Raw genomic sequence first — 26,915 nt, 5'->3', positions numbered from 1 at the left:
GGCCGTCACCAGCGTACTGGTCGCGGAGACCGGCGCGGGGCGGGGCGAACGCTCTCCGGCCGCACCCCCAGGACGGCCGGCGAGCGGCGACCTTCCCCGGTTGCCGAGTCTCCGACGGTAGCCGGGCGTCGCGCGGTGCGGCGAGTCACAGAGTGCACAGTGAGCGGCCGCGGTGGTTTCCCGGTGCCCGGTGATCGGGGAAGCCGGCGAGGCAGGACGAGCGCTCACAACGAGCCGGCCGCCCGCATGGCCAGCCAGAGCTCGTGCTTGGCGCTCGGCGCGTGCAGCAGGGACCGGCCGAGGACCTGTTCGATCCGGGCCAGCCGCTTGCGCACGGCCGGAACGGAGATGCCGAGCGCGGCGGCGGTCGCGGAAAGCCGGGTGTCGGTGCGCAGCCAGGCCGTGAGCGTCTCGATGCCGGCCGGCGACCCGGCGCGTTCGAGGGGACTGAGCCGGGACCGGGCCCAGACTTTCGCCGCCGGGGTGGCCAGCACCCGGTCGAGGGTGACGGTCCGGCCCGGCGCCGCGGGAGTGGCGCGAGGCGCGGCGTGCAGGCGCACCGCGAGCCAGGCGGCCGACTGGTCGGCCACCCGTGTCAGGTCGACGCCGAGCAGCCCGTCGAGCAGGTGCAGACGGGCCGAGAGCGTGTTGCGGTGGATCTTGAGGTGGCGGCTCGCGCCGCTGTCGAAGGTGAGCCAGGAGTACAGGGTGGCCAGAAGCTCTTCGGCGCCGGGATCGGCGCGCCGGGCGGGGGTGTGGGCCAGGCAGGGGGCCAGGAACCCGGCCGCCCAGGCGTGCCCGGAGTCCTCGACGAGTGGCGTGAGGTCGGTGTGCCGGTCGAACCGGGCGTACCGGCCGGGAACGCCGCGGGCCACCGCGAGGGCGTGGAACGCCTGCTCGTAGCCGATCGCCGTCTCGCTCAGCGGCAGCTCGTCACTCGCGCCGACCCGGGCCTCGGGAACGGTTTCGGCGATCAGCCGGTCCAGGGTGGCGGCGCGCCCGGTCGGGACGAGCGCGATCAGGTGACGGGCGTGGACGGGACACGGCACGATCCACGCCCGCCGCCCGGCGAAGCGCTCGATGCGGTCCGCGACGCGGCTGCGCCGGCCGGCCGGGCACTCCACGACGTACACGCGGGATTGGTCGGGCAGGTGCGGGCCCAGCGTCGCGGCGATCCGCCGGGCGGCGGCCAGGCTGCCGACCATGAGCAGGTGGAGCACGGCCTCGCGGCTGTGCGCCATCGCCGAGGCGACCTGGCGGCTGGCCCGTTCGGCCTCCTGGAGGCGCCAGCACAGGCCCAGGATGCGGGCGGCGTCGGCGAGCAGGACCCCGTGCCGGCGCTCCGCCGATCCCGTGACCACTAGGAACGTCCGGGAGTCCGCGCCGAGCCGGACGAGGTCGACGGTTTCCGGCCCATCGCCGAGAACGGCCGACGGGGTCCCGCGCCGGTGCATTCCGGTCACCGCGGTGGCGGCCGCGGGGTGGGGAGGGGGCTGGCCCGGCGGCGCGGCCACGACATCGCCGTCGCTGTCGAGCAGGGCCACCGCCCCACCGGTGCGCCCGGCGAGCCAGCCGAGGATCTCTTCGACCGCGGCGGTTCCGGCGGACAGCCGGGCCAGGGTGACGAGGTCTCCGGTGCGGTCGGTGCGCGGGGTTCCGGCAGGGCCCACTGTTGACCCGCCCCCTTCGGCCAGCCGGATTCCACCGTACCGCAACGACTCCGGTCACCGCGTCCCGTGGCCGGGCCGGAGCGGGCGGCCGGGCCGCGCGTCGTGGCGCGGCCCGGCCGCCGTCAGGCCCCGCGCACCCCGGCCGCGAGCTGCTCCGTCAGCCGCTCGAGCGCGGCCCGGTCGCCGGTGCCGAGGAGCGTCTCGACCAACGCCGAGCCGACGATCACGCCGTCCGCGAACCCGGCGACCTCGGCCGCCTGACCGGCGTCCGCGATGCCCATCCCGACGCAGACCGGCAGGCCGGTGACCGCGCGGAGGCGGCGCACCAAGACGGCGGCAGCGTCGTCCACCGACGCCCGCGTTCCCGTGACGCCCATCAGCGCGGCCGCGTAGACGAACCCGGTCCCGGCCGCGGCGGTTTCCGCCAGCTGCGCGTCCGTGCTGCTCGGCGCGACGACGAACACCGTGGCCAGCTCGTGCGCCGCGGCGTGCCGGCGCCACGCCGCGGACTCCGCCACCGGCAGGTCCGGCAGCACGCACCCCGAGCCCCCGGCCTCGGCCAGCTCGCGGGCGAACCGCTCGACGCCGTAGCGGGACACCGGGTTCCAGTACGACATCACCAGCACCGGCTTGCCCGTGGCGGCGTGGACTTCGCGCACCGTGCGCAGGACTCCGGCGATCCGGACCCCGCCGCGCAGCGCGAGGTCGTCGGCGGCCTGGATGACCGGGCCGTCCAGCACCGGGTCGCTGTGCGGCAGGCCGACTTCGACGATGTCCGCGCCGGCGTCGAGGGTGGCCCGGAGCGCGGCGATCCCGCCGTCGACGGTGGGGAACCCGGCCGGCAGGTACGTGATGAGCGCGGCCCGGCCGGCCCGGTTCGCCCCGGCGAGGGTTTCGGTCAGCAACCGCAGGCTCATCGCGCCCCCTCCAGTCCGAAGTGGACGGACGCGGTGTCCAGGTCCTTGTCCCCGCGGCCGGAGAGGTTCACCAGGAGGACGGCGTCCGGGCCCAGCTCGGCGCCGACCTCGAGGGCGCCGGCCAGCGCGTGCGCGCTTTCGATCGCCGGGACGATGCCCTCGGTCTCGGCGAGCAGGCGGAACGCGCGCATCGCCTCGTCGTCGGTGACCGGGCGGTACTCGGCGCGGCCGGAGTCGTGCAGGTGCGCGTGTTCCGGGCCGACACCGGGGTAGTCGAGCCCGGCCGAGATCGACCAGGCTTCGAGGATCTGGCCTTCGTCGTCCTGCAGGACGTAGGAGCGGGAGCCGTGCAGGACACCCGGTTCGCCGGCCGACAGCGACGCCGCGTGCTGCCCGCTCGCCACGCCGTGGCCGGCGGCTTCGCAGCCGATCAGGCGCACACCGGGGTCGCCGAGGAAGGCGTGGAACAGGCCGATCGCGTTGGATCCGCCGCCGACGCAAGCGATGGCGGCGTCGGGCAGCCGCCCGGTGCGTTCCCGGAGCTGGCGGCGGGCTTCGACGCCGATGACGCGCTGGAAGTCGCGGATCATGGCGGGGAACGGGTGCGGCCCGGCGACGGTGCCGAACAGGTAGTGCGTGTCGCCGACGTGGGCGACCCAGTCGCGGAACGTCTCGTTGATGGCGTCCTTGAGGGTGCGCGAGCCCGACGTCACCGGGACGACCTCGGCGCCGAGCAGCTGCATCCGCGCCACGTTGACGGCCTGGCGGCGGATGTCCGTCTCTCCCATGTAGACGGTGCAGGCGAGGCCGGTCAGCGCGCACGCGGTGGCGGTCGCGACGCCGTGCGAGCCCGCGCCGGTCTCGGCGATGACACGGGTCTTGCCCATCCGCACGGCCAGCAACGCCTGCCCGAGCGCGTTGTTGACCTTGTGCGAGCCGGTGTGGTTGAGGTCTTCGCGTTTGAGGAAGACCCGCGCGCCCCCGGCGTGCCCGCCGAAGCGGGGCACTTCGGTGAGCGCGCTCGGGCGCCCGACGTAGTGGGCGAGCAGGTCCTCGAACCGGGCGACGAAGGCGGGATCGGTCTTGGCCCGCTCGTACTCGGCGGCGACCTGGTCGACGGCGGCGACGAGCGCCTGCGGGACGAACCGGCCGCCGAAGGCACCGAAGTACCCCTCGGCGGTCGGCGGGGTTCCCGGCGCGGCCGGGAAGAAAAAGGCGTGCTCCATGGCGATGTGCTCCTGACCCGGGCGGTCCCGGGTGGGTTCGTGGCTGGTCGGGGATCACCGGAGCGCACGAACACGCGGAATCACGAAGGGTCGTTCAGTGATCCGGCGTGGTGCGCGGCGCACGCGGCCATCGCATCCCGTCGACCTGGCCCGCCTCGGAGCCGATCGCGTACCGCACCCGCCGCCCGCGCACACGCCGAGCGGGCGCCTGGCAGCCACGCGGCCGGCGGCCACGGGCGAAGCGGATGGTGAGGGGCACGACGGCAGCTTAACCCGCGGACGGCCGGTCCCGGCAGGAATTACCGTTCGCCGGTGACGGAGGTCGCGCTCCGGCGACCGGTTCGCGGCCGAGGGCGGACGTTGCCGGCTTGTCCACGGAGTGTCCGTTTTCTGTCCTGTGCCGGGGATTCCCGCGCGATTAGCATGGTCGATCGTGACCGCCGACGGCTTGCCCCGCGAGTTGGAAGAGCTGGAGCACGTGGTGCAGGCCGCGGTCCGCGCGCTCGCCACCGCGTCGTTCCTGCGGGCGGGGGAGGCGCGGGCGGTCCTGGAAGACGTCGCGCGCCAACGGGATGGGCTGGCCCGGTTCGACTGGCCGCGGGAGATGCCCGACGCCGAACGCCGGGAGCGGGTGGCCGCGCACCTGCGCACGACGGGTCTCGTCGTGGCCGACGGGAGCGGGTTCCGGTTCGGCCGTCCGGAAGTGGCGGACTACCTCGTCGCGGATCACCTGTTCCGGCGGTACCCGCGTGCGCGGTCGCTGCGGGCGCTGAAGTACCTGGCGCCGCAAGGGGTCCGGCCGTGGCCGGACGCCGGGATGCAGCAGATCCTGGCGGCGTTGTGGTGGCGCCCGGCCCGGCCCGTGGTCGAGCGGCGGATCCGCCGCCTGCTGGAGGAACGGCACCGCGACCCGAACATCCGGTTCGTGATCGACCTCGTGCGGCGAGGCCTGCTCCCGGACGACCGGGTCCGTGAGCTGGTCCTCGAAGTGCTACGCGGCGCGCTCACCGAGCCCGGCCGCTGGGCGGCGACGCTCGGCTGGATGGTCGACCTCGACGCCGGGCAGGCGCTCGTCGAACTGGAGTCGCTGGTCGCCAACCCCGGTCCGGGAGCCACGGACCGGCTCCGGCTGGACGCGGTCGTCGAGATCACGCGCCACGACGAGGTCCGGGGCGCGAAGAACCTCGCCGTCCTGGCGCGGAGCCTGGCGGGCGAACCGGCCGACCGGCTCGCCACCGCGGTCCGGATCCAGGAGCGTGACCCGGCGCTGGGTGACCGCGCGCTGCGGTACTTCGCCGGGGACGAGGACATGGGGGACTTGCGTGCGGAGGCCGTCGTCCTCATCGGTTCCGCCGAGCTGATGCGCGAGTTCGTCACGGCCGGGTACGGCTTGCCGGACTCGAAGCGGGCGGAGATCCTGTCCGCCTTGCTGGGGTTGCCGGGCGCCGAGTGGAGCGAGGCGGCCGAGCGGTTCGCGGCCGCGGCGGAGGCGGGCACGGCGGTGCGGATCGTCGAGCGGGTGCGCGGCCGGGACGCCGCGGTGGCACTGCGGATCCTCAAAGCGCTGCTCGCGCGTGAAGACCTCACCGACGGCAAGGCGGGCTTCCGCGCGGCCGTCCTCGCCGGGGAGATCGACCCCCTGGTGGCCATTCCCGCGCTGGAGCGGTTCGCGGCATTGCCGAGGGTGCCGGGCGGGCTGCGTGTCATGGCGGGCAAGCGAATCGTCGAAGCGCACGGCGGGTCCCCGGACACGCTGGTTCGCCTGGCCGCCGACGCCGAACTCGAGACGTCCTGCCGAGGTGACGCGGCGAAGGCGGTGCGCGCGGTGGACCGGCCGTTGGCGGCCCGGCTGTTCATCGCCATCTGGAGAACCGGCTCGACCACTCACGTCGCCGGGCTGAACTGGTTGCGCGAGGCTTACGAGTGCGATCCCGGGCAGGCCGTGCCCGCGCTCGCGGAGGTCGTGCGGGACCGGCACGTCCCGGGCAAAGTCCGGCTGCAGGCCGTGGCGGTGGCGCGGCCCGAGCTGTCCCGTGACCAGGCCGTCGCCTGGTACGGCACCGTGGTCGGCGACGCCGACGATCAGGCGGCGCTGGCCGCCGCCCGAGAAGCGGCCGAACTGTACGGGCCGGCCGGGCTCCGGCTGCTGGCGAAGGTGGCCGAACGGCCGAAGGCGGACGTCACCCTGCGGATCACCGCCGCGACCGAAGCCGGGGCCGAGGGAGTGCGGGCGCTGCGGGGGCTCGCGACGACCGCCCGTCCGGTCCAAGCCCGGTTCACCGCCGCGAAAGCGTTGCTGCCCCACGATCGGTCGGCAGCCAAGACCGCGCTGCGGGCCATCGTCCGGGACGCCGAGGGACAGATCCGGATCCGCGCGGCGCTCGCGTTGCCGGGACACTCGTCGATCGCCGAAGCTCTCGTCTACGTGGCGCGGCACGACCGCAGCCACGCCATCCGCATCGAGGCCGCGGACACCGCGATGGACTACGACGTGCGGCTCGCGCGGCCGGCGATGCAGCGGATCTTCGATGATCCGCGGACACCCGACCGGTTCCGGGAGCAGGCTCGCCGGCGGCTGGGCTGACGGCCGGTCGCGCCGGAAATCGGTACTTGACAAGCCCGCGGCCGCCGTTCAATCTCTCTAATTAACCGTACGGTACATACCTGACCGGTTAGTTACCTGGACTGCACCGGCGCACCCACGGAGGAGATTGACGTGACCGATCGTCCGGATGGCGCAGCCGCGCCCGTGGGCAGGCCCGCCAAGGCGGCTTTGGCCGCGTGGATCGGCAGCGCACTCGAGTACTACGACTTCTTCATCTACGGCACGGCCGCGGCACTGGTCTTCAACAAGATCTTCTTCCCGGCCTCCTCCCCGGCGACCGGCACCCTGCTGGCCCTGTCGACGTTCGGCGTCGGCTACGTCTCGCGGCCGCTCGGCGCACTGCTGCTGGGGCACCTGGGGGACAAGTTCGGCCGCAAACGGGTGCTGCTGATCACCTTGCTGCTGATGGGACTGTCCACTGTGCTCGTCGGCTGCCTGCCGGGCTACGGGACGCTGGGCGTGGCCGCGCCGATCCTGCTGGTGGCCCTGCGGTTGCTGCAGGGCCTGTCCGCCGGCGGCGAGCAGGCCAGCGCGAACTCCATGAGCCTCGAACACGCTCCCGAACACCGGCGCGCGTACTACACGAGCTTCACCCTCAGCGGCACGCAGGCCGGGCAGATCCTGGCGACCGCCGTGTTCCTGCCGGTGGCCGCGTTGCCGCAGGAAGAGCTGCTGTCGTGGGGCTGGCGGGTGCCGTTCTGGCTGAGCGCCGTCGTGGTGCTGGTCGGGTACTACATCCGCCGCTCGCTGGACGAGACGCCGGTGTTCCAGGAAGAGGTCGCCAGTGGCGAAGTGGTGAAGCTGCCGCTGGCCGTGCTGCTACGCGACCACTGGGCCGACGTCCTGCGCGTGGTCGTGGCCGCCTTGATCGCTTCCGTCAGCACGATCTTCACCGTCTACGCGCTCAGCTACGCCGTGAACACGGTGGGCCTGAGCAAGACGCCGATGTTGTGGGTCGGCGTGCTGGCCAACGTCGCCGCGGTGATCACGATCCCGCTGTGGGCCAAGTTCTCCGACCGCATCGGGCGCAAGCGGATCTTCATGGCCGGTTCGCTGGGCTGCGCGATCCTGATCTTCCCTTACCTGGGCGCCATTTCGGCCGGCAGCTACCTCTGGATCTTCGTCGTCGGCATCGGGATGTTCGGCATCGTCTACACCGCCACGAGTGCCGTGTGGCCGTCGTTCTACGGCGAGATGTTCCCGGCGCGGGTGCGGTTGTCGGGCACCGCGATCGGGACGCAGATCGGGTTCGCGATCAGCGGGTTCCTGCCCACCATCGCGGTCGGCGTCACGGGCACGGGCCGGGGCGCGTGGCTCGGCGTCGCCGTCTTCACCGCCGCGCTGTGCCTGGTGAACGTGATCGCCGTGGCGACCGGGAAGGAAACCTACCGGGTGCCGACCGCGCGACTGGGCCTCAAGGAACCGGTGCGCGGCGAGGTCAGCGTCCCGCAATGAGCGCGTTCGAGGTCTACGCGCTCTGCTACGGCCGGCGCACGGGGTTCCGCGGCGAGCATTTCCTGGGCCACGACCGGGATTCCGCGGCACCCCACCCGACCGCCTACTACGTCTGGCTGGCGGTGTCGCCGGAGCACACGGTGCTCGTCGACGCGGGCATCCGGGCGGCGCGGGCGAGGGAGGTGGCCGGGCTCGAGTACGTCGAGCCCGGCCGGCTGCTCGCCGCGCTCGGGGTCGATCCGGGGGAGGTCGGCCACGTCGTCCTCACGCACCTGCACTACGACCACTGCGGCACGGTGGCGGACTTCCCGGGCGCGCGGTTCGTGGTCCAGCAGTCCGAAGTGGACTATTGGACCGGCCCGTGGGCCAAGCGAATCGAGCGGGAGCGGTGGCTGCTCGACGACGTGGCTCTCGACCATGTGCGGGCGGGTCCGGTCGACCTGGTCGACGGGGACGCCGAGGTGGTGCCGGGGCTCAGCGTCCACCTCGTCGGCGGGCACACCGCGGGCATGCAGGTCGTGCGGGTCGAGACCGCCGCCGGGCCGGTCGTGCTGGCCTCGGACGCCAGTCACTTCCACGAGAACCTCGACGACGACCGCCCGGCGCCGCTGCTGCACTCGATGACCGGCGTGTACGACGCCTTCGACCGGGTCAAGGAGCTGGCCGGGGGCGGTCCGGTCGTCCCGGGCCACGATCCGGAGGTGCTGGCCCGGTACCCGCCCGTCGCCGACCGGGTCGTGCGGCTCAGCGCGCCGTCAGGTAGCTGACGAGCATGTCGGCGACCATGCGCCGGTGGTGGTCGCGGAAGGCGGGGTCGAGCATGTCGCGGTCGAAGATGGCGTTGAACGTGTAGCGGTTCGCGGTGCGGAACACGCAGAACGCGCTGATGGCCATGTGCACGTCGAGCGCGTCGACGTCGTCGCGGAACTGCCCGGCTTCGCGGCCGCGCGCGAGGATGCGGGTGAGCACGTCGAGCGCCGGGTTGGCCAGGTTGGACAGCGCGTTCGACCGGCCGATGTGCTCGGCGCGGTGGATGTTCTCGATGCTGACCAGCCGCACGAAGTCCGGGTGGGACTCGTGGTGGTCGAAGGTGAGCCCGGCGAGCTGCCGGATCGCCTCGGCGGGGTCGAGGTGGTCGACGTCGAGGTCCTGCTCGAGGGAGCGGATGACTGTGTAGGCCCGCTCGAGCACCTCGACGAACAGCTGGTCCTTGTTGGTGAAGTAGTAGTAGATCATCCGCTTGGTGGTGCGGGTCTTCGCGGCGATCTCGTCCACCCGGGCGCCGTCGAAGCCCTTCTCGGCGAACTCGCGGGCGGCGGTGTCGAGGATCTCGGCGCGCGTGCGGTCCGCGTCGCGGATGCGCGCGGGTCCGCCGTTCGCCACGGCGTCCGACGAGGGTGCGGCCACGGACTTCCTTCCTCGCTGCAGGTGGTGTTCCCACTGTAGGACCTCGCCGGGGCCCTTCACGGCGGCGACACCATGAGGTACAAATAACGTACTGGTTCGTACATTACGGGAGTGCTCGTGACCTTGTCTTCAGCGATCGACGCGATCCGCGCGCACGCCGCGCGGGCGACCCCGGGCACGGTGCTCACCGGGCTGATCGGCGCGGGCATCGGGCCGTCGCTGAGCCCGCCGCTGCACGAGACCGAGGCCCGCCGGCTCGGGGTGGAGCTGGTCTACGCCCGCTTCGACCTCGACGAACTCGGCGTGCCGGCGACCGCCGTCGGGCCCCTGCTGGCGGCGGGCCGCGACGCCGGGTTCCGCGGGCTGAACATCACGCACCCGTGCAAGCAGGTGGTGCTGGAGCACCTGGACGAGCTGTCCCCGGACGCGGCGGCGCTGGCGGCGGTCAACACGGTGGTGTTCGAGAACGGCCGCGCGATCGGCCACAACACCGACTGGTCCGGCTTCGCCCGGGGCCTGCGGACCGGCCTGCCGGAAGCCGAACTGGAGTCGGTGGTGCTGCTCGGCGCGGGCGGCGCGGGAGCCGCGGTGGCCCACGGGTTGCTCACGGCGGGCGCGGGCCACGTCCGGGTCTTCGACCTCGACACCGGCCGGGCGGCGGAGCTGGCGGCTGCCTTGGCTGACCGGTTCGGGTCGGGCCGGGCGGCGGCAGGGGCGGGGCTCGGGGCCGCGGTGGAGGGTCGCGGGTCGGCGGGGTCGGATGCGGGGACGCCGGTGGGCGGTCAGTTCGGGTCCGGTCGCGCTTCGGCGGGGCCGGGGTCTGAGGCAGGGATGGGCGGCCGAGCTGGGGAGGGGTGCGGGGCAGCGGGATCGGATCCCGAGAAGGGGGTCGGCGGCCGCGGGTCGGTGGGGCCGGGCTTCGAGGGGCGCGGGTCGGCGGACATCGAGGCCGCAGTGGGTGGCCGACTCGGGACCGGCCGCGCGTCGGCGGGCACCGATCTCGCAGCCGCCATGCGTGCCGCGGATGGGCTTGTGCACGCCACCCCTACCGGCATGGCCGCCCACCCCGGACTCCCGGTGCCCGCCGGCCTCCTCCGCCCGGACCTGTGGGTCGCCGAGGTTGTCTACCGGCCGCTCGAAACCGACCTCGTCCGCGCCGCGCGCGCCGTCGGGGCCCGCGTGCTGGACGGCGGCCGCATGGCCGTTTTCCAGGCCGCCGAAGCCTTCCGCCTCTTCACCGGCTCCGAACCCGATGCCGCGCGGATGCTGCGGCACTTCGCCGTCCTCACCGGAACCGCTTCCCTGGAAAGGCAGCCCGCCGATGTCCTCGACTGAAACCGCAGCCGAAGCCCGCCGCTCGATCGCCACCGTCTGCCTGTCCGGGACCCTGGAAGACAAGCTGACCGCCGCCGCCCGCGCCGGGTTCGACGGGGTGGAGATCTTCGAGAACGACCTCGTCGCTTCGTCGTGGCCGGCGAAGGAGATCGGCGAACACTGCGCCGAGCTGGGGTTGTCGATCGACCTGTACCAGCCGTTCCGCGACTTCGAAGCGGTCCCGCCGGACGTGCTCGCGCGCAACCTGCGGCGCGCGGAGCTCAAGTTCGACGTCATGGACCAGCTCGGCGCCGACACGATGCTGGTGTGCTCGTCGGTCTCCCCGGACGCGGTCGACGACGACGACCTCGCCGCCGAGCAGCTGCACCTGCTCGCCGACCGCGCCGCGGCGCGGGGCATCCGGATCGCCTACGAAGCGCTGGCGTGGGGCCGGTTCGTCAACACCTACGAACACTCGTGGCGGATCGTGCGCCGCGCCGCCCACCCCGCGCTCGGGCTGTGCCTGGACAGCTTCCACATCCTGTCGCGGGGCAGCGACCCGGCCGCGATCCGCACGATCCCCGGCGAGAAGCTGTTCTTCCTGCAGCTGGCCGACGCGCCGCGGCTGCAGATGGACGTCCTGCAGTGGAGCCGCCACCACCGGCTCTTCCCCGGCCAGGGCGCGTTCGACCTGACCGCGTTCACCGGGCACGTGCTGGCGGCCGGCTACCGCGGGCCGCTGTCGCTCGAGGTGTTCAACGACGTCTTCCGCCAGGCCGACCCGGGACCGGCGGCGGTCGACGCGATGCGCTCCCTGCTCGGCCTGCAGGAGACGCTCGGGGTCACGGACCTGCCGCCCGCGCCGGCCCTCGCCGGGCACGCGTTCGTCGAGCTGGCCGTCGACGGCGAAACGGAACCCACCATGGCGGAGGCGTTGCGGGGCCTCGGGTTCGCGGAGACCGGCCGGCACCGGTCCAAGCCCGTCCGGCTGTGGCAGCAGGGGGACGCGCGGATCCTGCTCAACGCTTCCGGCCCCGGGGGCGCGTCGGTCGGCGCGGTCGCGGTCGAGAGCGCCGACCCGGTCGCCTCGGCCCGGCGCGCGCAGCGGCTGCTCGCTCCGATCCTGCCGCGCACCCACCGCGCGGACGAGGCGGACCTCTCGGCGATCGCCGCGCCCGACGGGACGTCGGTCTTCTTCTGCCGCACCGGCGCCGACACGGCCGACAGCTGGCTCGGCGACTTCACCCAGACCCCGGCGGCGGGCGGCGAAGCCGGGGTGACCGGGATCGACCACCTGGCGCTGACCCAGCCGTTCGACCACTTCGACGAGGCGGCGTTGTTCTACCGGGCGGTCCTCGGCCTGGAGCCGGAACCGGTGACGGAGTTCGCCGCCCCGTTCGGGCTGGTGCGCAGCCGCACGGTGGCCGACCCGTCCGGCCGCGTCCGCATCGCGCTGGAATCGGCCCTGCTCCGGCGGGGGGAGTGGGCGCCGGGGGTGCGCGAGCCGCAGCGGGTCGCGTTGACGACCGGTGACGCGCTGGCGAGCGCCCGCCGGATGCGCGAGCTGGGGGCACCGCTGCTGGAGATCCCCGGCAACTACTACGACGACCTCGATGCCCGGCTGGCTCCGGATCCCGCGCTGCTGGCGCGGTTGCGGCAGCAGTCGGTGCTCTACGACCGCGACGAGGGTGGCGAGCTGCTGCACTTCTTCACGGTGGTGCTCGGCGGCCGGGTGTTCTTCGAGGTGGTGCACCGCATCGGCGGGTACGCGGGCGACGGTGCGGTGAACTCCCCGGTGCGGATGGCGGCGCACCGCAGGCAACGCGAGGCCCGGCGGCGCGAAGCCTGACCGAGCCCGCCACCGTCAGCCGGGTGGCCAGCGCCGGGCGGCGAGGTCGGCCAGCGGAGCGTTGACGAGCTGACGGCGGCGCGCCGGCGTCAGCACCTCGTAGGCCGGCAGCATGTCGGTCTCGATCCACTTCCACCGGTCCGCGAACACCGTGATGTCGCCACCCGGCACCACGTCCCGGAACGGTTTCCCGCCGGTGACCGGCGAAAGCGCCTCGGCGGACATGCGCTTCGGGATCTGGTCGAAGTCCGGGATGTCGCGGATCGACGCGTAGAACGGCGCCAGCACCACTTCCTGCTCGCGGCGCAGCAGCGCCCGGTTGCCCCGCCGGACCCGCCCGGGATCGCCGGAGGCGATGTCCCGCCAGGCGTCGACCGGCGCGGCGGGGGAGACGGCCTCCAGCGCCGGCAGGCCGCCCTCCACGAAAGCCTGGTGCTGCCACGCCAGGTCGCCGAAGATCGCCCGCTGCGCGAAGAGCAGCTTCACCTGAACGCTCTGCGCGTAGGTGATGAGGACGTCGGCCGTGACGACCTGGTCGGCCGTCATCGCGGCGGCGTCGATGGTCGCCTGGGTGACGCTCAGCCCGCGGTAGACCTGACCGCCGGCCAGTTTCGCCATCCCGGCCCATAGGAGATTTTCGTTGTGGTTGAACAAGTCCATGTCGTAGGCGTAGACCCGCTCGACGATCGGCTTCATCGCCGTGAACCCCGCGTCCGGGTCCCACTTGGCCGGATCGATCCCGGCGGACCGCAGTGCGCGCAGCCGCCAGTCCGTCACCGGCCGGGCCGGTGCGGCGGGAACCGCCGGGGCCGGTGGGGGAGCGGGCGGGGCCGTCAGCGCCGCGTGCACGACGGTGGTGCGGAGGTCCCGCCACTCCTGGGCCAAGGCCCGCTCGGTGCGGCGGATCGCCCGCCCGCGCAGCTCGGGGTGGCGGGTGTGGAAGACGACGTCGGTCAGCCAGGCCTCGTCCCGCTTGCCCCCGGCGGCGAGCAGGCGGACGGCTTCCTCGGGGTGCCCGGCCAGGAGCGCCGCCCGGACCCCGGCCGGCAGCCGCAGCAGCGTGTCCGCCCAGCTTTCCAGCTCACCCTCGACGGAGAACGGGACGGTCACGGCGTCCTCGCCGAGGCCGGGACCTGCGCGCGGATGGCAGCGATCTTCTGCGCGAACTCGGTGTTCTTGAGGTGCGCCGCCGACTCGTACTCGAAGTCCGCGCCGACCAGGGGCGGCGCCGCGGGCAGCGCGCCCTGGGCGATCCGCACCGCGCCCTGCTCGTCGATGAGCCAGGGGTCCGCGGTGAAGTTCCGCTTGCGCAGCGGGGCATCCGCCCACCACGCCGTCGCGGGGCCCCACCAGCCCCGGCCGGCCGCGGCCTGCTGCACCTGCACCGCCACGGCCACGGGCTGCGCACCGGCGGCCGTCAGCTGCTGCTTGAGCTGCTGCGTGATCGCGGCGTCGGTACCGCCGTCGGCGCGGAAGGCGGCCGCGGCGACGAGCGTGCCGAACAGGTTGGACGGCAGGTCTTCCGGCGAGAACGACGAGTTGTCCAGGCCCGGCCCGGGGACGCCGAACGTCGCGATCTCGTGCTCGACCGCATCGACGTACGCCAGCTGCTGCGCGAGCGCCAGCCGCCGCTCGAGCGGGACGTCGCGCAGCAGGCGGGCCGAACCGTGGAACAGGGCGACGGTGGCGCCGGCCGTCGCCTGGTGCTGGAGCTGGTTCAGAGCCCACAGCGTCACGTCCGCGGTCTCGCGGGCGTGGCCGAGGTCGACGAAGCCGAGCTTGCGCGTGTAGACCTCGCCGAGCGCGTCGACCGGGGCGGTCCCGTGCGTGCCGAGGCCGGCCAGGTCGAGGACCGCGGGCCCGAACAGCAGGCAGCACAGGCGCACGAACGGCTTTCCCCTCGGCACCAGCCGGTCGAGACCGGTCTTCTTCAACCGGAGGAACGGCCGCACGATGCGGTCCCGGATCCGGGTCCACCGCTCCTTCAGCTCGGGCGGATCACCCGGCTTGATCTTCGCGGCCGTGCCCGGGACCGCCCGGTAGCCGATGTCCGTGAGCTTGTTCTCGTCGCGCTCACCCCCGGCGAACGCGGCGTGGACGGCGTTCGTCGCCAGCACATCGCCGACGAGAGCACCGAAGAAGCCCTCGCCTTCGAGCAGCTCCGCCGGGTCGCCGGCGAGCCGGGGCCGGATCTCCTCGTCGTGGATGGCCTGCCGTTCCTCCTCCAGCAGGGCATCGCCGGAGACCGCCTGGCCGCCTAGCTCGCGGTGCCGGGTGTGGAAGACGAGGTCGGTCAGCCACTCCGCGTCCCGGACCCCGCTGCCGACCAGCAAGCGCACGGCTTCGGTCTCCTCCTGCCGGTCGAAAGCCGCCCGGACCCGCTGCGGTGCCTGGGCCAGCTCGGTGGCCCACCGCAGGAGCTCGCCCTCGACGGAGAACGGGCCCGCCTCCTCGGGCACCACCGGATCGGCCTCGGGAGCGGCCGCGAACGGGCTGGTCAGCTCGCCCGCCCACCGCCGCGGCTCCTCCTCGGTGAGCGAGCCGTCCGGCTCGTCGTGCCATTCGGGCTCGTAGCCCGAATCCTCTCCTTCCGCCAGCGGATCGGGCGGTGTCCACGCCCAGGTCGGCTGGCTCGCGGCCGGCACGGCGCTCAGCCCTTCGGGGACAGGGCCGGCGCCGAACCGTTCAGCGGTGCCATCGCCGCGGGCGACGCCGCCGGGACCGGCACGCGCAGCGGCTGCCCGCCGGTCGCGGTCGTGACCTGGCGCGCGGGGCTTTCCTTGACCCGCTCACCGGTGGCCGACTGCCAGTTGTTGATCGTGTCGAGGACGTCCCGGAAGATGTTCGTCCCGCCGGTGAACAGCGTGGCCGCGGTCGACTCGGTGTCGAACAGCCCGAGCTCGATCCCGCGCAGCAGCGTCGACATCGGCTCGGCCAGGTCGAACAGCTCCCGGGACCGCAACGCGGGCGTGATCCCGACCTTCTGGCCCAGCGCTCCCAGCCGGTCGGCCGCACTGCTCGCCTGCGCTTGCAGGTCGACGATCAGCGACGTGTCGCTGTCCACGGTCAGGTGGAACCAGTTCAGCATCGTCACGTAGGCGAACTCTTCACGGGCGAGCGCGCCGCCGCGGCGGCGGTTGCCGAGCAGGTCCTTGAGCGCACGGGAAAGCAGCGCGATGTAGCTCGGGTCGGTCGGGTTGGCACCGCTGTTGTTCGCCCGGTTCTCCACGCCGATCCAGATCTGCCGCAGCAGTTCGCTCCACTTCTGCCGGAAGTCGTGGTTCACCGGACCGGTCAGGTCCTTCCAGTCGGCCAGCGGCCCGGACCCGGCCCACAGCGGCGGCACCGCGTGCGCGAGGTCGAGCCCGAACATCCGCCAGTAGGCGTTGCGGCGGTTGGTCCGGTCGAACGGGCGGACCTGGCTCAGCACGCTCGCCACCGAGAAGGTCGGCAGGTCGCGGAAGAACAGCTGCTCGGTCGCGCGCAGCCAGGCGATGCTGTCCGGGGACAGGACCCCCATCGTCTCGCCGACGACCAGCCGCCGGACCACCTCGGCGAAGATCTCGACGATGCCGGTGCTCTCCAGGACGTAGGCGTAGGCGAGGTGGTGCCACAGCAGCGGCGGGCAGAACAGCTCGTTCGGCCGGCCGCTCCACTCGAACGACCCGGCGGTGCTCACCCCGGACGGGGCGAGGAAGGCGTCGAGCCCGTCGGTCGAGAGGAACGGGTCGTCGCCCGGCTGGGTCGGCAGGTCCAGCGCGTCGAGCACGGTGTCGTCGAAGAACCGGGCGAAGAAGACCAGGTCCTTCTCCCCGGACGGATCGGGGATCTGGGGCGTTCTTCGCGCCGAACCCCAGATTTCGTCGAGGAGGGCGGCGATCTGGTTCGGGTGGAGGCGGAACACGCGCTGGGCCCCGAGTTCGGCGTTCTGGTTGCCGAGGGCCTTGGCCAGTGGGAAGAACATGACGATGTCTCCTGTCGTCTATCCGACGCCCCCGACGACCGGGCCGAGGCACGGCCCGATCGCCACCGGCGTGCCGCCGAGGGCGGTGAACGTGATGATCGAGTCGATCCGCAGGTTGTCGGAGATGGCCTTGGGCCCCTCGTCGATGGTGACGGGCATGCCGTCCCGCAGTCCTTCCAGGAACTGGACGGTGTTGTCGGCGGCCCGGATCTTGGCCGCCGTCGCCGCGCCGAGGCCGGTGAAGGTCAGGGTGCCGAAGTCGCGCACGACGGTCACGGTCGTCAGCTGGAACACACTCGGCGCGCGCCGGCCGAGCACGACGCCGAGGAAGTCGTAGGCGAAGACGACTCGGGCCTGCTCCTCGGCGTCGGTGTCCGCGGTGGTGAGCTGGTCGTCGCGGGTTCCGACGTTCTGCTGGACGAGGTCGCCGATCGAGCGGGTGAGCGCGACCAGCTGGTCGAGCACCGGGTTCTGCCCGTTGTGCGCCGGGCCGGGCGCCGGTCTGTCCTCCGTGGACGTGGTGGCGGGCGGCTTCCCGGTCTTGGCCGCCGGCGCGGTGGCCGGTTTCGGCCGTCCCGCGGTGGCGCGGGATTCGGCTGTCTTCGGATTGGTCATGGCGGTTTCCTGTTCCCCTCCGGGTCAAGCGGCTTGGTGGTGGGAGCGCGGTGCGGCGTCGGCACCGACATCGGTGACCCAGGCCAGGAGCCGGGCCTGGTGCTCGGCCGCACTGGCCGGTTCGAGCACCGCGCGCGTGGAGAGGTGGGCGAGGATCCGCAGCGGTTCACGCCGCCTCAGGTACGCCGAAGCCAGCAGCGACGGACCGGCCTGCCGGGCGAGGGACTCCAGCGCGGTGGGGGAAACGCGACGCGGATCGAGCAGTGCCGACAGCGGTGCGCCGCCGAAAGCGGCCATCGGCCGGCGGGTGCAGACGTCGACGACGTCCGGCAGCGCGGCGAGGCTGAGGCGGGTCAGCGCGGCCACGTCGCCGGGGGCGTCGGCCAGCGGGTTCCGCTGCCGCCAGACGGCGGCGACGTCGTCCCACGGCCCGGCCCCGAACCAGCTGCGGCACAGCTCGGCGTTGAGCATCACCCGCAGGTACGGGAAGGGGTGCGGATCGTTGAAGCGGACCCGGAACACGGCCTGCGGCGGGCCGTCGACGACGTTGGCCAGCGCGGCCACCGGCGCCCACCCGGCCTGCGCGAAGGCGTGGACGTCGGCGGCGATCTCCCCGGCCCAGCCCCGCCACAGCTCGGCCAGCTCCGTCGAGCGCGGCGCGAGCACGGCGGCCAGGGAGTCGGCCAGCTCGGTGGTCCAGCCGGTCAGGTGCGCCACCTGGTGGCCGGTTTCGTGCAGCAGCGCGGTCGGGTAGGCGAGGTTGTGCCGGGTCAGCTTGATCGCCGCGGCCGGCGACGGGTGGCTGTGGTCCCACAGCCGGATCCCGGCGCGCAGGATCGCCGCGCCCAGCCCGCGGTCCAGGTAGATCAGCGCGGGCGGGGACTCGATGCCCAGCCGGTTCAGGACGGCGGCCATGCTGTCGCCCGCCAGCGTGTCGTACCCGCGCAACAGCGCTCGCAGCGCCGGGTTCGTCCGGCTGTTCACCGCGTCGCCGTAGAAGTCGAGGATCGTCTCCACCTGGAGGTACCGGGCGCGCAGCCGCAGGACCGCCTGCCGGATCCCGGCGGGATCGCCGTCCGCGCCCAGCCTGCGGTGCAGCGCCCGGCCCTCGGCGACCAGCACCGCGACCACCTCCGACAGCCGGCCCCGGACCTGGCGCTGCAGGTAGTCCTCCAGCGCCTGCCACGCCTCGGGCGCGGCCACCGTGTCGAGATCGGCCAGTGCTTCGACCGCGAGCTGCCAGTGCACCAGCTCGGCCTCGGTCTGCCGGTCCGCGGCGAGGTCAGTCACGGTGCAGTCCCGGCCGGATGGTGACGGCCGGGTCGCCGGCCGGCGTGCCCGCGGCGACCGCGGCGCGGTCGGCGAAGGAGAACGTGAAGGTCAGCGTCGCCCCAGGGGCGGGGTCCTGGGCCGCCTGGGCGAGCGTCTGGGCCGAGGCGGGCAGCTGCTCCGACACCGTCCGCAGCATCCCGTCGGCGAGCCGCTGGGCCAGCTGCCTGCCGGCGCCGGCCGGGGCGGTGATGCCGTGCTTGGTCAGCAGCCGTTCCAGCCGGGTCGTCATCGCCTGGAGCGCGGCGTCGTCGAGCAGCCGCCGCACGGTCGAGACGACCTGGACGAGCTGCCGGCGCTGGAGCTGGGCCGCGAGCTCGTGGCTGTCCCGCTCGCCGATCAGCAGGTTCACCCGCAGCACCGGCTGCGGCGCGGTCAGGTCGAACCCCACGACGAAGCCCTGCCGGTACCCGCGGTGCAGCGGACGCCCCTGCCGGCGGAACCGGAAGTACCGGCCGCCCGCCCGGCGGTGGTGCCCGTGCCGGTGGGGCCCGGCCAAGCGGGGATTGCCGGTCAGCAGCGTCGCGGCGGTCTGCGTCAGCTCTTCGAACTCGGCCGCGTTCGCGCCGTCGGCCGACTCGTACGCGGCGATGTGGCCCGGCCGGCCGCCGGCCAGCAGCTCGTACAGCTCCACCTCGCCCTCGACCGGCCACGCCTGGACGCCGGATTCGAGCAGCCGCCGTTCGAGCGTGTCGCCGCCGGCCAGGACGACCGCGCGGGCCATCGGCCGGGTGAGCCGGACCGGGATGACGCGGCCGTACTTCTTGTAGCGGAAGCAGGGCCGGGTCGCGCGCGGCATCATGACCCACACCCCGTGCTCCGGCCCCACCAGCTCGGCGCGCAGCACCGCCGCGGGCAGGTGCCGGGCGGCCGCTTCGGCGAAGGCGTCCTGCACCTCGGTCTCGACGAGCAGCTCGTGCCCCAGCGATTCGGGCGGCAGCGTCATGACCTGCCGGACGGTGTCCTCGGCCGCGGCCACCAGGGCCTCGCCGCCGAGGGTGCCGTCCCCGCCGGCCTCGAGTCCGAGCAGCCCCAGCCCGGCGCCGGCGATGTGCCGGGACAGCAGCTGGGCGGCGTCCGCGCCGACCATGCCCGAGATCAGCTGGGAGAGGGGGCCGGCGATCGCGTCGACGATCTTGTCGCGGCCGATGATGCCGATGCCCGTCCGGATCAGCGGCAGCGCCGCCATCACCACGGGGATGAACTGCTCCAGCTGCTCGGTCGGGGGCACGCCGGGGTCGGCGGTGGCCAGCTCGCGCGACAGCCGGGCCCGGGCGTCGTCCAGGTCGTGGCCCGGTCCGGGGTCGTCGCCGGTGAACTCCGGGTCCCCGGCCGGCTGACCGGTCTCGCCGGGAGAGGTGACGGCCGTGGCGAGCTCGCGGTCGAACTCCTCCGCGAAGGTGTCCTCGGTGGACAGTTCGCCGCTGCCCCGCAGCTTGGCCGCCAGCTGCGTGGCCAGCGGGCGCAGGGACTCGGGCAGCCGGCCGATGGCGCTGTCGAGCACCTTCCGCAGCAGCGGCCGGACGAGCTTGCGGAGGATCCCGAACAGCGGTCCCAGCGCGAGCTTGCCGGCGAAGGCGAGCCCCTTGCGCGCGAGCTTGCCCACGCCCTTCGCCAGTTTCTTCGCCTTGTCCAGCAACCCGCCGAGGAAAAGCTGCTGGGAGGTCAGCGGATTGGTGAATCCGTCCGCCTCGCGGTAGCCGGCGACCGCGTCGATTTCGCTCGCCTGCACGGAATCCGCCAGCCGGTCCCCGAAGTGTGCTTCGAGGGCGCCGAGCATGCGGTCGGCTTCTTCGGCCAGTTCCGCCATCCACTGCGCGGTGTCGGCGGTGGCGAGGACGGGCGCCGCGGATTCGCTCGACCAGGTGCCGATCGACCGGAGGTGCCGCGCGGCGACGTCGTCCTCCAGCATCTCCAGGGCTTCGGCGAACCGGGCGTCGTCGAGCTCGGCCAGCAACGCCCCGGTCGCCTCGGCACCCAGGTCGGACGCACCCACCGCGGACGCGGCCTCGGCGAACGGGGAGTGCAGCACCTGCCCGGGCGGCGGGGCCGGTCTCGGCTCGGCGTCGCCCGACAGGGTCACCGGTGCGAAGGGCGAAATCGCGCCCGCTTCGGTCGTCACGGCCTCGCCGCCCGGACCGTACGGCCTGAGCACTGGCATGCTCATCTGGAACTCCCTCGCCTCGCCGGACTCCTCTGGTACCGGACCACGGTTCCAGCGCCCGTCGACAATTCGTCGACAGTGAGTTCGGGAGCGACGGTGTACATGATCGTTGCCGTGGAAGGGAAAGGCCGCGTGCAACGTCGTCAGCCGAGGGCGGCCAGTTCCGCGCGTGTCCCGTCGGCGGCCGCCAGCTCCAGCTCGGCGCAGATCGCGATCGCCCGTTCGCGGGCCCGGGCGGTCGCGGGCCGTGGCCGGGTAGCCGCACGCCCGGCGGGCCGCTGCGGGTGTGTTCGGCCACGCCGTGACGAGGGCGGGCACCACGGCCGCGACCCGGCCGTGGTGCCCGCGCGTGGGTCAGTTCTTCCAGACCAGCGGGGACTTGTCGTAGCCGTCGCCCTTGTCGAACGTCGCGGCGCCGACCTCGCTGCCTTCGCGGGCGCCCTGCAGCGTGCACGTCTCGAACTTCGCGCCCGCCTTGGTGAAGTCCTTGCCCGCCGTGCCGGACTTGCACTGATCCGTGCTGCCGGTGATGATCACGCCGGTCGAGCGGCCGTCGGCGCCGAGGGCGCGCAGGCTCACCGAGGAGTAGGCCAGGTCGGCGCCGTCGACGTTCTCGACCGTCGCGCGCAGGTAGAACGGCGTGATGCCCTTCGCCTTGTCGCCGTACTTCGCGAGGTCGGCGTTGTCGCCCTTCTCGATCGCGGTCACGGTGATGGCGATCGTGCCGGACTTGCTGGTGCCGTACTTGAACGGGACCACCGCGCGCTCGCCGAGCTTGAGTTCGGTGCCGGGCTTCGTGACGTCGCCGACCGGGGCGGCCGCGGCCGTCGACGACTCGGGGGACTCCGACGCCGGGGCGGCGGGGGCGCTGGTCGGGGCGGCGGGCGCGGCCTGGCCGGACTCCCCGCCGCACGCGGACAGCAGGAGGCCGACGGCGCAGGCGGCGAGCAGGGCGGGAATGCGGACGTGCTTCATGGATCTCCTCGGAAAAGCTGCCGGACGGGTTCCGGCCGGAGCCGAGCGCCGCGGCCGCCCCCAGGTCGGTCGCGGCGGCCGGGAACGGCGCGCCCTCGCGGCTCCGTCAGCGGGAAGCTAACCCGGACGCCGCACCGGCGGTGTGGGCCGTTCGCACCACACGGAGGTCACAGATCGTCGACGCCGATCAGGCCGTCCTGGATGGCGCGGGCGACGAGCGCGGCCTTGGTCGGCGCCTCGCGGCCGATGCGCGCGTACTTGACCCGGATCCGCTCCAGGTGGGAGTTCACCGTGCTGGCCGAGATCCCGAGCCGGTGCGCGACGAACTCCTTCGACTCCGACTGGAACCACTCGACGAGCACCTCGGCCTCGCGCGCCGAGAGCGCGGGCCGCGTCTCCGACCGGTCGCCGGCGAGCGCCCCGGCCAGCGACGGCGGGGTGTAGGGCCGGTCCTGCGCCGCGGCCCGCGTCGCTTCCACCAGGTGCCCGGCGCCTTCGGCCTTCGTCAGGTAGCACAGCGCACCCAGTTCGAGGCACTGCAACGCGACGTCGTCGTCCGAGCGCATCGAGTAGACGACCACCCGGCGCCCGGCCTCGGCCAGCCGCCGCAGGTCGCCGAACGCGGGCGCGGGGCCGCCCAGGTGCAGGTCGAAGATCACCACGTCGGCGGCGGCGCCCGGGCCGAGCCAGGCGGCCTTGACGTCCTCGCCCTCGGCGACGACGTCGATCGGCGGGTCGCCGGCCGCCAGCCAGTACGCCACGCCGGCGCGCACCGCCGGGTGGTCGTCGACCACGACGGCCGTCACTCGGGTCGCCACCGCGCCTCCATCCAGGTCTGCCCGTCCCGGGAGTGGGACGTGACGGGGACCGCCGCGGATCCGGTCACTTCCGCGGAGCCGTCCGCGACCACGGCGACGCGCACCAGCTCGGGGGTGCGCAGCACGCTCACGCGGGCCCGGGTGCGGGCGGCGGCCAGTGCGGTGAGCACCGGGCCGGTCAGGGCGCGGCGGGCCGGCGCCGGGACGTCGACGACGTCCCCGCTCACGGCGAGCGTCACGGCGACCCCGCGCCGCTCGGCGACGTCGAGGCACGCGGTGACCTCGTGCACCAGCGGATCGGGCACGTCGTCGTTTTCGGCGAAGAGCCGTCGCAGCTGCGCGGCGGCGAGCGCACAGCGGGCGCGGGCGTCGGGCGTGCGGGGGTCGACGGTGCCGTCGGCGAGACCGGCCAGCAGCGGCAGGGTGGCCCCGAGCTGTTCGGCGAACCCGGCGCGCAGGTCCCGCCCGGCCTGCGCGGCGAGGGCGGCCCGGATGGCGAGGCGCTCCCGTCCGGCGGCGGCCGCGGCGGCTTCCCCGGCACGGCGGTCGAGCAGCCGGATCAGCCCGGCGATGGCGAGCTGGAAGACGGTGACGCCGAAGAGCACGATCGCGGCATCGCCGAGCTCGGTGCGCGTGGGAGTCCCGCCGAGCAGGAACTGCGTGACGCTGGCGGCGGTGTGGGCGCCGAGCGCGGTGAGCAGGGCGGGCGGCCGATCGGCGAGCAGGACGAGCAGATGCCACCCGACGAGCCCGAAGGACCAGTGCGGCTCCCGGAAGAAGGAGTCCGGCGGCAACGCGGCGGTCGCGGCGGAGGAGGCGAGCAGAACGACAAGCGTCCCGCCGACGGCCACCGCGGTGGGAAGGGGCTTGCGACGCAGCACCCAGAGGGCACAGAGGGCGGTGACCCCGGCAAGGGCGGCGTAGGCGAGATCGGCGAGAAAGGGCGGCCGGTAGGCGGAGTGGTGCCGGAGAAGGGGAGCGAGCCCGAGGCCGAGCTGGATGATGCCGGTGACTCCGAGCAGCACGACCCGGATGGCGGCGGCAAGCCGGACAGCAGGATCGCCGGAGGTGGCGGGGTCGGCTGGGGACGCGGTTTCGGCGGCGGTGGTCGCGTTCGCAGGTGCGGCAGCGCCCGGGGAACCCGGACCGGCCGGCTTTTCGCCCGCCGGCTCAGCCACGGGACCACCTCAACGTCACGACCGTCCCCGCGCCGGGGCTCGACGTCACCTCCGCCGTCCCGCCCGCCGCGCGCATCCGCTCGACCACCGACCCCCGCACCCCGCGTCGCGCCAAGGGAACCGAGGCCGGGTCGAAGCCCGCGCCGTCGTCGGTGATCGTCACCGCCACTCCGTCCGGCGAAGCACCCAACCGCAGCGAAACCGAGTCCGCGCCCGAATGGCGTTCGGCGTTCCGCAACGCCTCCTCCGCCGCGCGCACCAACGCCAACGCCGCCGATGCCGGGATCAGCGGCACCGGCTCCCACACCGCCTCGACCGGCAGCGCACGCCCCGCCAGCGTCGCGCGCAGACCCGCCTCCAGGTCGGCCGGGGTGTCCTCCTCCCGCGGTGAACCGGTCAGGATCGCCAAGTCGCGGGCCGCGTACCCGGCTACCGCGGAAGGATCCGCCGCCGCGCCGGATGCCACCGTCAGGAACGTCGCCGATGCCGTGTCGTGCAGCAGCGCCAGGTACTCGCGCTCGCGGCGGCGGCGGTCCCGGTCGAGCGCCGCCGCCCGCTCGAGCGCCGCCTGCTCGGCGCGTGCCGTGTCCGTGCGGGACGTCGAGCGGATGAGCAGCACGAACGCCAGCCGCGCCAGCACGGTCTCCACCACGACCCGCAGCGCCACCGGCAGCCAGTCCCCGCCGCCCGCGGTGATCCCCACGGCCAGCAGCACCACCAGCGCCGGCCCGGTCAGCCGCGGCGGGTGCTCCCACTGCCACGTGATCGCCGTGATCGTGAGGACGTTCACCGCCCACAGGCTCGCCTCGCCGGGCACCGACGTGATCCACGGCTGGCACGCACCCACCGCCCCGGCCCGCACCACCCCCAGCGCGAACGACGTGCGCCGCCCGGCGAAGACGTCGGCGGCGCCCGCGACGAGAGTCACCGCGAGCAACCCGAAAGCCGGGAACGCGCCCGGGGCCGCGACCACCCCGAAGACGCCGACGGCCGCGGTGGCGACGGCTCGCGCGGGCCCGGCGAACCGGGCGACCGACGCCCGGAACTGCGCCTCGACCGGCCCCGGCGCGCTGGCCGTCATCACACCCCCGGGAACCTGGTCGAACTACGGAAATCGGACGCTACCAGGCCGCCCGTCACGCGCAATTCTGTCCAATAAGGCCGGACTTCCTGCACTATCGAGCACTTGACATGCCCGGTGTTGCTCGCTTTACTGCTGAGCACGTCGGAACGGACGCCCGACGTCAGAGGTACGCCCAGCCGGTATGTCGGCCCCCGCCGCGAGCCCGGACTGAGTCGCCAGGACGCGCTCGTGGTCCGAGGCGGGGTCGTGCCCACCATCATCCGGAGCCCGATGATGCCCTCTTCCCGCGTTCAGTTCCTCGCCGGCGCCGCCCTGGCGGTCATGGTCGTGGCCGGAACCGCGTGTTCCGCCTCCGCGGCACCGGCAGCCACCGTCACGCCCCCGCCGGTCAAGGCCGGCTTCGACTACCAGATCGGCGGCGCCTACACCCCGGCAAGCGACGTCAAGGTCGTCAGCCGCGACCACACCGCCTCGCCCGCCGCGGGCCTCTACAACATCTGCTACGTCAACGCTTTCCAGGCCCAGCCCGGCGCCGAGGGGGAGTGGGGCGACCTGCTTCTCCGCGACGCCAACGGCAACGTCGTCATCGACAAGGACTGGGACGAGGCCCTCCTCGACCTGCGCACCGCGGACAAGCGGACCCGCGTCGCGGCCAAGGTGAACGCCTGGGTCGACGACTGCGCGGCCCGGGGCTACCAGGCGATCGAGCCCGACAACTACGACAGTTACACGCGCTCCAAGGGACTTCTGAGCGACGCCAACGCGCAGGCCTACATCCGCCTGCTGTCCGCCCACGCCCACGGAAAGGGCCTGGCGATCGCCCAGAAGAACACCTCCGAGCTGTCCGACCAGCGCCAGGCGAACGGCCTCGACTTCGCCATCGCCGAAGAGTGCGGGCAGCAGAAGAACTGCGGCGAGTTCACGCCCGCGTTCGGCGACCACGTGATCGTCATCGAGTACACCGACAGCGGGCTCAAGACCGCCTGCAGCCGGTGGAGCTCGCTGAGCATCGTGCGCCGCGACCTCGACGTCGTCCCGAAGGGCGAAGCCGGCTACGTCCGCAAGACCTGCTGATGGACCGCCGCGGATTCCTGCGCGGCGCCGGTGGTCTCGCGCTGGGAGCGGCCGTCGCCGGCTGCGGCCCGGCGCGGGCCACCGGCGGCCCCGTCACCGTCGAGGTCTGGCACGGCCAGACCGACACCGGCAAGAAGGTCCTCGACGCGCTCGTCGCGGACTTCCACCGGACGCACCCCGGCATCCGGATCGACCTGGGTGGCGGTGTCCTCGCCGACGCGATGCTCCAGAAGATCACCGCGGCGCTCGCGTCGGGGTCGTTCCCGGACATCGCCTACGTCTTCGGCTCGGACCTCGCCAGCGTCGCGCGCAGCCCGAGCGTCGTCGACGTCACCGACCTCGTCGACGCCGGCCCCGGTTTCTGGGCACCCGCCCGGGAAGCGGTCACCGTCAACGGCCGGGTCCGCGCGGTCCCGGCGCTGCTCGATTCGCTGGCCGTGGTGTGCAACAAGGCGCTGTTCGAGCAGGCGGGCATCCCGTTGCCCGCCGCGGGCTGGACGTGGGCCGACTTCGTCGATACGGCGAGGAAACTCACCGACGCGGGCAACGGCACCTTCGGCACCGCCTGGCCCGCCACCGGTGACGAGGACACCGTGTGGCGGCTGTGGCCGATGGTGTGGGACCTCGGCGGTGACGTCATCGGCGCGGGCGGGCGCGGCATCGGGTTCGCCGACCAGGGCGTGCGGGCGCTGGAGGTCGTCCGCGACCTCGCCGCGGCGAAGGCCGTCTACCTCGACCCGAAGACCGGCAGCGAGCAGATGTACCAGGCGTTCGAAGCCGGCCACATCGGCATGGTCCCGACCGGCCCGTGGCAGCTGCCCGACATCGCCGACGCCGGGGTCGACTACGCGATCGTGCCGCTGCCCAGCTTCAGCGGCCGGCCGGTGACCATTTCGGGCCCGGACACGTGGACGCTGTTCGACAACGGCGAGGAGCGCGTCGAGGCGGCGCGCACCTTCCTGTCCTGGCTGGCCGACCCGGCCCAGGACGTCCGCTGGGACGACGGCGCGGGCAGCCTCCCGCTGAGCCGCGCGACGCAGCAACTGCCGGCGTGGCAGGAGAAAACCGCGGAGACCCCCGGTCTGCCGGTCTTCGTCGACGCGCTGGAGAACGCCCGCGTCCGGCCGGTGCACCCGGCCTACCCCCAGGTGTCGGCCGCCGTCGGCACCGCGATCGTCGCCGTGCTGCTCGGCCAGGCGACCCCGGCCGACGCGCTGCGCGACTGCGCCGCGGCCGCGAACGCCGCCCTGATCATTCCGCGATAGGGAGCC

The 26,915-nt window shown here is 73.7% G+C and carries 21 protein-coding genes and 2 pseudogenes; 8 read left to right on the top strand and 15 right to left on the bottom strand.

Annotation, left to right across the window (positions count from 1 at the left end; genetic code table 11):
* Positions 1-224 precede the first annotated feature (224 nt).
* From QSK39_RS45325 to trpM, 4 genes are all read right to left on the bottom strand, one after another.
* On the bottom strand, positions 225-1,670 hold the full coding sequence (locus QSK39_RS45325) for a helix-turn-helix domain-containing protein (RefSeq protein WP_285484002.1): 1,446 nt from the start codon (positions 1,668-1,670) through the stop codon (positions 225-227).
* 122 nt (positions 1,671-1,792) lie between these two features.
* Positions 1,793-2,581, bottom strand: a complete 789-nt coding sequence (gene trpA / locus QSK39_RS45320; protein WP_502873377.1) for a tryptophan synthase subunit alpha — start codon at positions 2,579-2,581, stop codon at positions 1,793-1,795.
* A 2-nt stretch (positions 2,582-2,583) separates the two neighbouring features.
* On the bottom strand, positions 2,584-3,813 hold the full coding sequence (trpB, locus tag QSK39_RS45315; protein WP_285484000.1) for a tryptophan synthase subunit beta: 1,230 nt from the start codon (positions 3,811-3,813) through the stop codon (positions 2,584-2,586).
* Between the two features lie 94 nt (positions 3,814-3,907).
* Positions 3,908-4,072 (bottom strand): tryptophan biosynthesis modulator TrpM, encoded by a 165-nt coding sequence (gene trpM / locus QSK39_RS53375; RefSeq protein WP_502873372.1) that lies wholly within the window; start codon positions 4,070-4,072, stop codon positions 3,908-3,910.
* A 174-nt stretch (positions 4,073-4,246) separates the two neighbouring features.
* On the opposite strand from trpM, the gene QSK39_RS45310 reads away from it, so the two are divergent.
* The 3 genes from QSK39_RS45310 (at position 4,247) to QSK39_RS45300 (ending at position 8,640) form a co-directional block, all read left to right on the top strand.
* Positions 4,247-6,397 carry a hypothetical protein gene (locus QSK39_RS45310; protein ID WP_285483999.1) on the top strand — a complete coding sequence of 717 codons (2,151 nt, stop codon included), beginning with the start codon at positions 4,247-4,249 and terminating at the stop codon, positions 6,395-6,397.
* Between the two features lie 132 nt (positions 6,398-6,529).
* The gene (locus QSK39_RS45305; protein ID WP_285483998.1) at positions 6,530-7,873 is read left to right on the top strand and encodes an MFS transporter; all 1,344 of its coding nucleotides are present in this window, start codon (positions 6,530-6,532) and stop codon (positions 7,871-7,873) included.
* On the top strand, positions 7,870-8,640 hold the full coding sequence (locus QSK39_RS45300; RefSeq protein WP_285483997.1) for an N-acyl homoserine lactonase family protein: 771 nt from the start codon (positions 7,870-7,872) through the stop codon (positions 8,638-8,640). Before QSK39_RS45305 ends, QSK39_RS45300 begins: the two co-directional genes overlap by 4 nt.
* On the opposite strand, the gene QSK39_RS45295 is transcribed toward QSK39_RS45300, so the two are convergent.
* Positions 8,618-9,280 carry a TetR/AcrR family transcriptional regulator gene (locus QSK39_RS45295; protein ID WP_285483996.1) on the bottom strand — a complete coding sequence of 221 codons (663 nt, stop codon included), beginning with the start codon at positions 9,278-9,280 and terminating at the stop codon, positions 8,618-8,620. The genes QSK39_RS45300 and QSK39_RS45295 overlap by 23 nt on opposite strands.
* Before the next feature lie 111 nt (positions 9,281-9,391).
* On the opposite strand from QSK39_RS45295, the pseudogene QSK39_RS53370 reads away from it, so the two are divergent.
* From QSK39_RS53370 to QSK39_RS45285, 3 genes and pseudogenes are all read left to right on the top strand, one after another.
* Positions 9,392-10,048, top strand: a pseudogene (locus QSK39_RS53370) (shikimate dehydrogenase); the annotation flags it as partial.
* 252 nt (positions 10,049-10,300) lie between these two features.
* A pseudogene (locus QSK39_RS53365) lies at positions 10,301-10,615 on the top strand (shikimate dehydrogenase); the annotation flags it as partial.
* On the top strand, positions 10,602-12,443 hold the full coding sequence (locus QSK39_RS45285; RefSeq protein WP_285483994.1) for a bifunctional sugar phosphate isomerase/epimerase/4-hydroxyphenylpyruvate dioxygenase family protein: 1,842 nt from the start codon (positions 10,602-10,604) through the stop codon (positions 12,441-12,443). The pseudogene QSK39_RS53365 and the gene QSK39_RS45285, both read left to right, overlap by 14 nt.
* A gap of 15 nt (positions 12,444-12,458) precedes the next feature.
* Here the strand turns inward: QSK39_RS45285 and QSK39_RS45280 are convergent, their stop codons facing one another.
* From QSK39_RS45280 to QSK39_RS45235, 10 genes are all read right to left on the bottom strand, one after another.
* Positions 12,459-13,553: a hypothetical protein gene (locus QSK39_RS45280; RefSeq protein WP_285483993.1), complete on the bottom strand. Its 1,095-nt coding sequence runs from the start codon at positions 13,551-13,553 to the stop codon at positions 12,459-12,461.
* Positions 13,550-15,088: a DUF4056 domain-containing protein gene (locus QSK39_RS45275; RefSeq protein WP_285483992.1), complete on the bottom strand. Its 1,539-nt coding sequence runs from the start codon at positions 15,086-15,088 to the stop codon at positions 13,550-13,552. The genes QSK39_RS45280 and QSK39_RS45275 overlap by 4 nt, the downstream gene beginning before the upstream one ends.
* Positions 15,089-15,093: 5 nt before the next feature.
* The gene (locus tag QSK39_RS45270) at positions 15,094-16,407 is read right to left on the bottom strand and encodes a hypothetical protein (protein ID WP_285483991.1); all 1,314 of its coding nucleotides are present in this window, start codon (positions 16,405-16,407) and stop codon (positions 15,094-15,096) included.
* A gap of 18 nt (positions 16,408-16,425) precedes the next feature.
* Positions 16,426-17,022, bottom strand: a complete 597-nt coding sequence (locus tag QSK39_RS45265) for a hypothetical protein (RefSeq protein WP_285483990.1) — start codon at positions 17,020-17,022, stop codon at positions 16,426-16,428.
* A gap of 24 nt (positions 17,023-17,046) precedes the next feature.
* Complete coding sequence (locus QSK39_RS45260; RefSeq protein WP_285483989.1) at positions 17,047-18,312, bottom strand: hypothetical protein; 1,266 nt, start codon at positions 18,310-18,312, stop codon at positions 17,047-17,049.
* Complete coding sequence (locus QSK39_RS45255) at positions 18,305-20,518, bottom strand: hypothetical protein (RefSeq protein WP_285483988.1); 2,214 nt, start codon at positions 20,516-20,518, stop codon at positions 18,305-18,307. Before QSK39_RS45255 ends, QSK39_RS45260 begins: the two co-directional genes overlap by 8 nt.
* 351 nt (positions 20,519-20,869) lie before the next feature.
* Positions 20,870-21,490 carry a hypothetical protein gene (locus QSK39_RS45250; RefSeq protein ID WP_285483987.1) on the bottom strand — a complete coding sequence of 207 codons (621 nt, stop codon included), beginning with the start codon at positions 21,488-21,490 and terminating at the stop codon, positions 20,870-20,872.
* Positions 21,491-21,657: 167 nt separating this feature from the next.
* Positions 21,658-22,308, bottom strand: coding sequence for a response regulator transcription factor (locus tag QSK39_RS45245; protein WP_285483986.1), 651 nt, complete (start codon positions 22,306-22,308; stop codon positions 21,658-21,660).
* The gene (locus QSK39_RS45240; RefSeq protein WP_285483985.1) at positions 22,293-23,486 is read right to left on the bottom strand and encodes a hypothetical protein; all 1,194 of its coding nucleotides are present in this window, start codon (positions 23,484-23,486) and stop codon (positions 22,293-22,295) included. Before QSK39_RS45240 ends, QSK39_RS45245 begins: the two co-directional genes overlap by 16 nt.
* On the bottom strand, positions 23,479-24,567 hold the full coding sequence (locus QSK39_RS45235; protein ID WP_285483984.1) for a sensor histidine kinase: 1,089 nt from the start codon (positions 24,565-24,567) through the stop codon (positions 23,479-23,481). Before QSK39_RS45235 ends, QSK39_RS45240 begins: the two co-directional genes overlap by 8 nt.
* 249 nt (positions 24,568-24,816) lie before the next feature.
* Between QSK39_RS45235 and QSK39_RS45230 the strand changes: the two genes are divergently transcribed.
* Positions 24,817-25,644: an endo alpha-1,4 polygalactosaminidase gene (locus QSK39_RS45230; protein ID WP_285483983.1), complete on the top strand. Its 828-nt coding sequence runs from the start codon at positions 24,817-24,819 to the stop codon at positions 25,642-25,644.
* Positions 25,644-26,909 (top strand): ABC transporter substrate-binding protein, encoded by a 1,266-nt coding sequence (locus tag QSK39_RS45225; protein WP_285483982.1) that lies wholly within the window; start codon positions 25,644-25,646, stop codon positions 26,907-26,909. The genes QSK39_RS45230 and QSK39_RS45225 overlap by 1 nt, the downstream gene beginning before the upstream one ends.
* The last annotated feature ends 6 nt before the right edge of the window (positions 26,910-26,915 follow it).

The organism is Amycolatopsis sp. NBRC 101858, from assembly GCF_030269325.1.
In the GTDB taxonomy this organism is placed as follows: Bacteria; Actinomycetota; Actinomycetes; order Mycobacteriales; family Pseudonocardiaceae; genus Amycolatopsis; species Amycolatopsis ponsaeliensis.
Note: the sequence above shows the minus strand (reverse complement) of the source record. Positions and strands in the feature narration are given on the sequence as shown.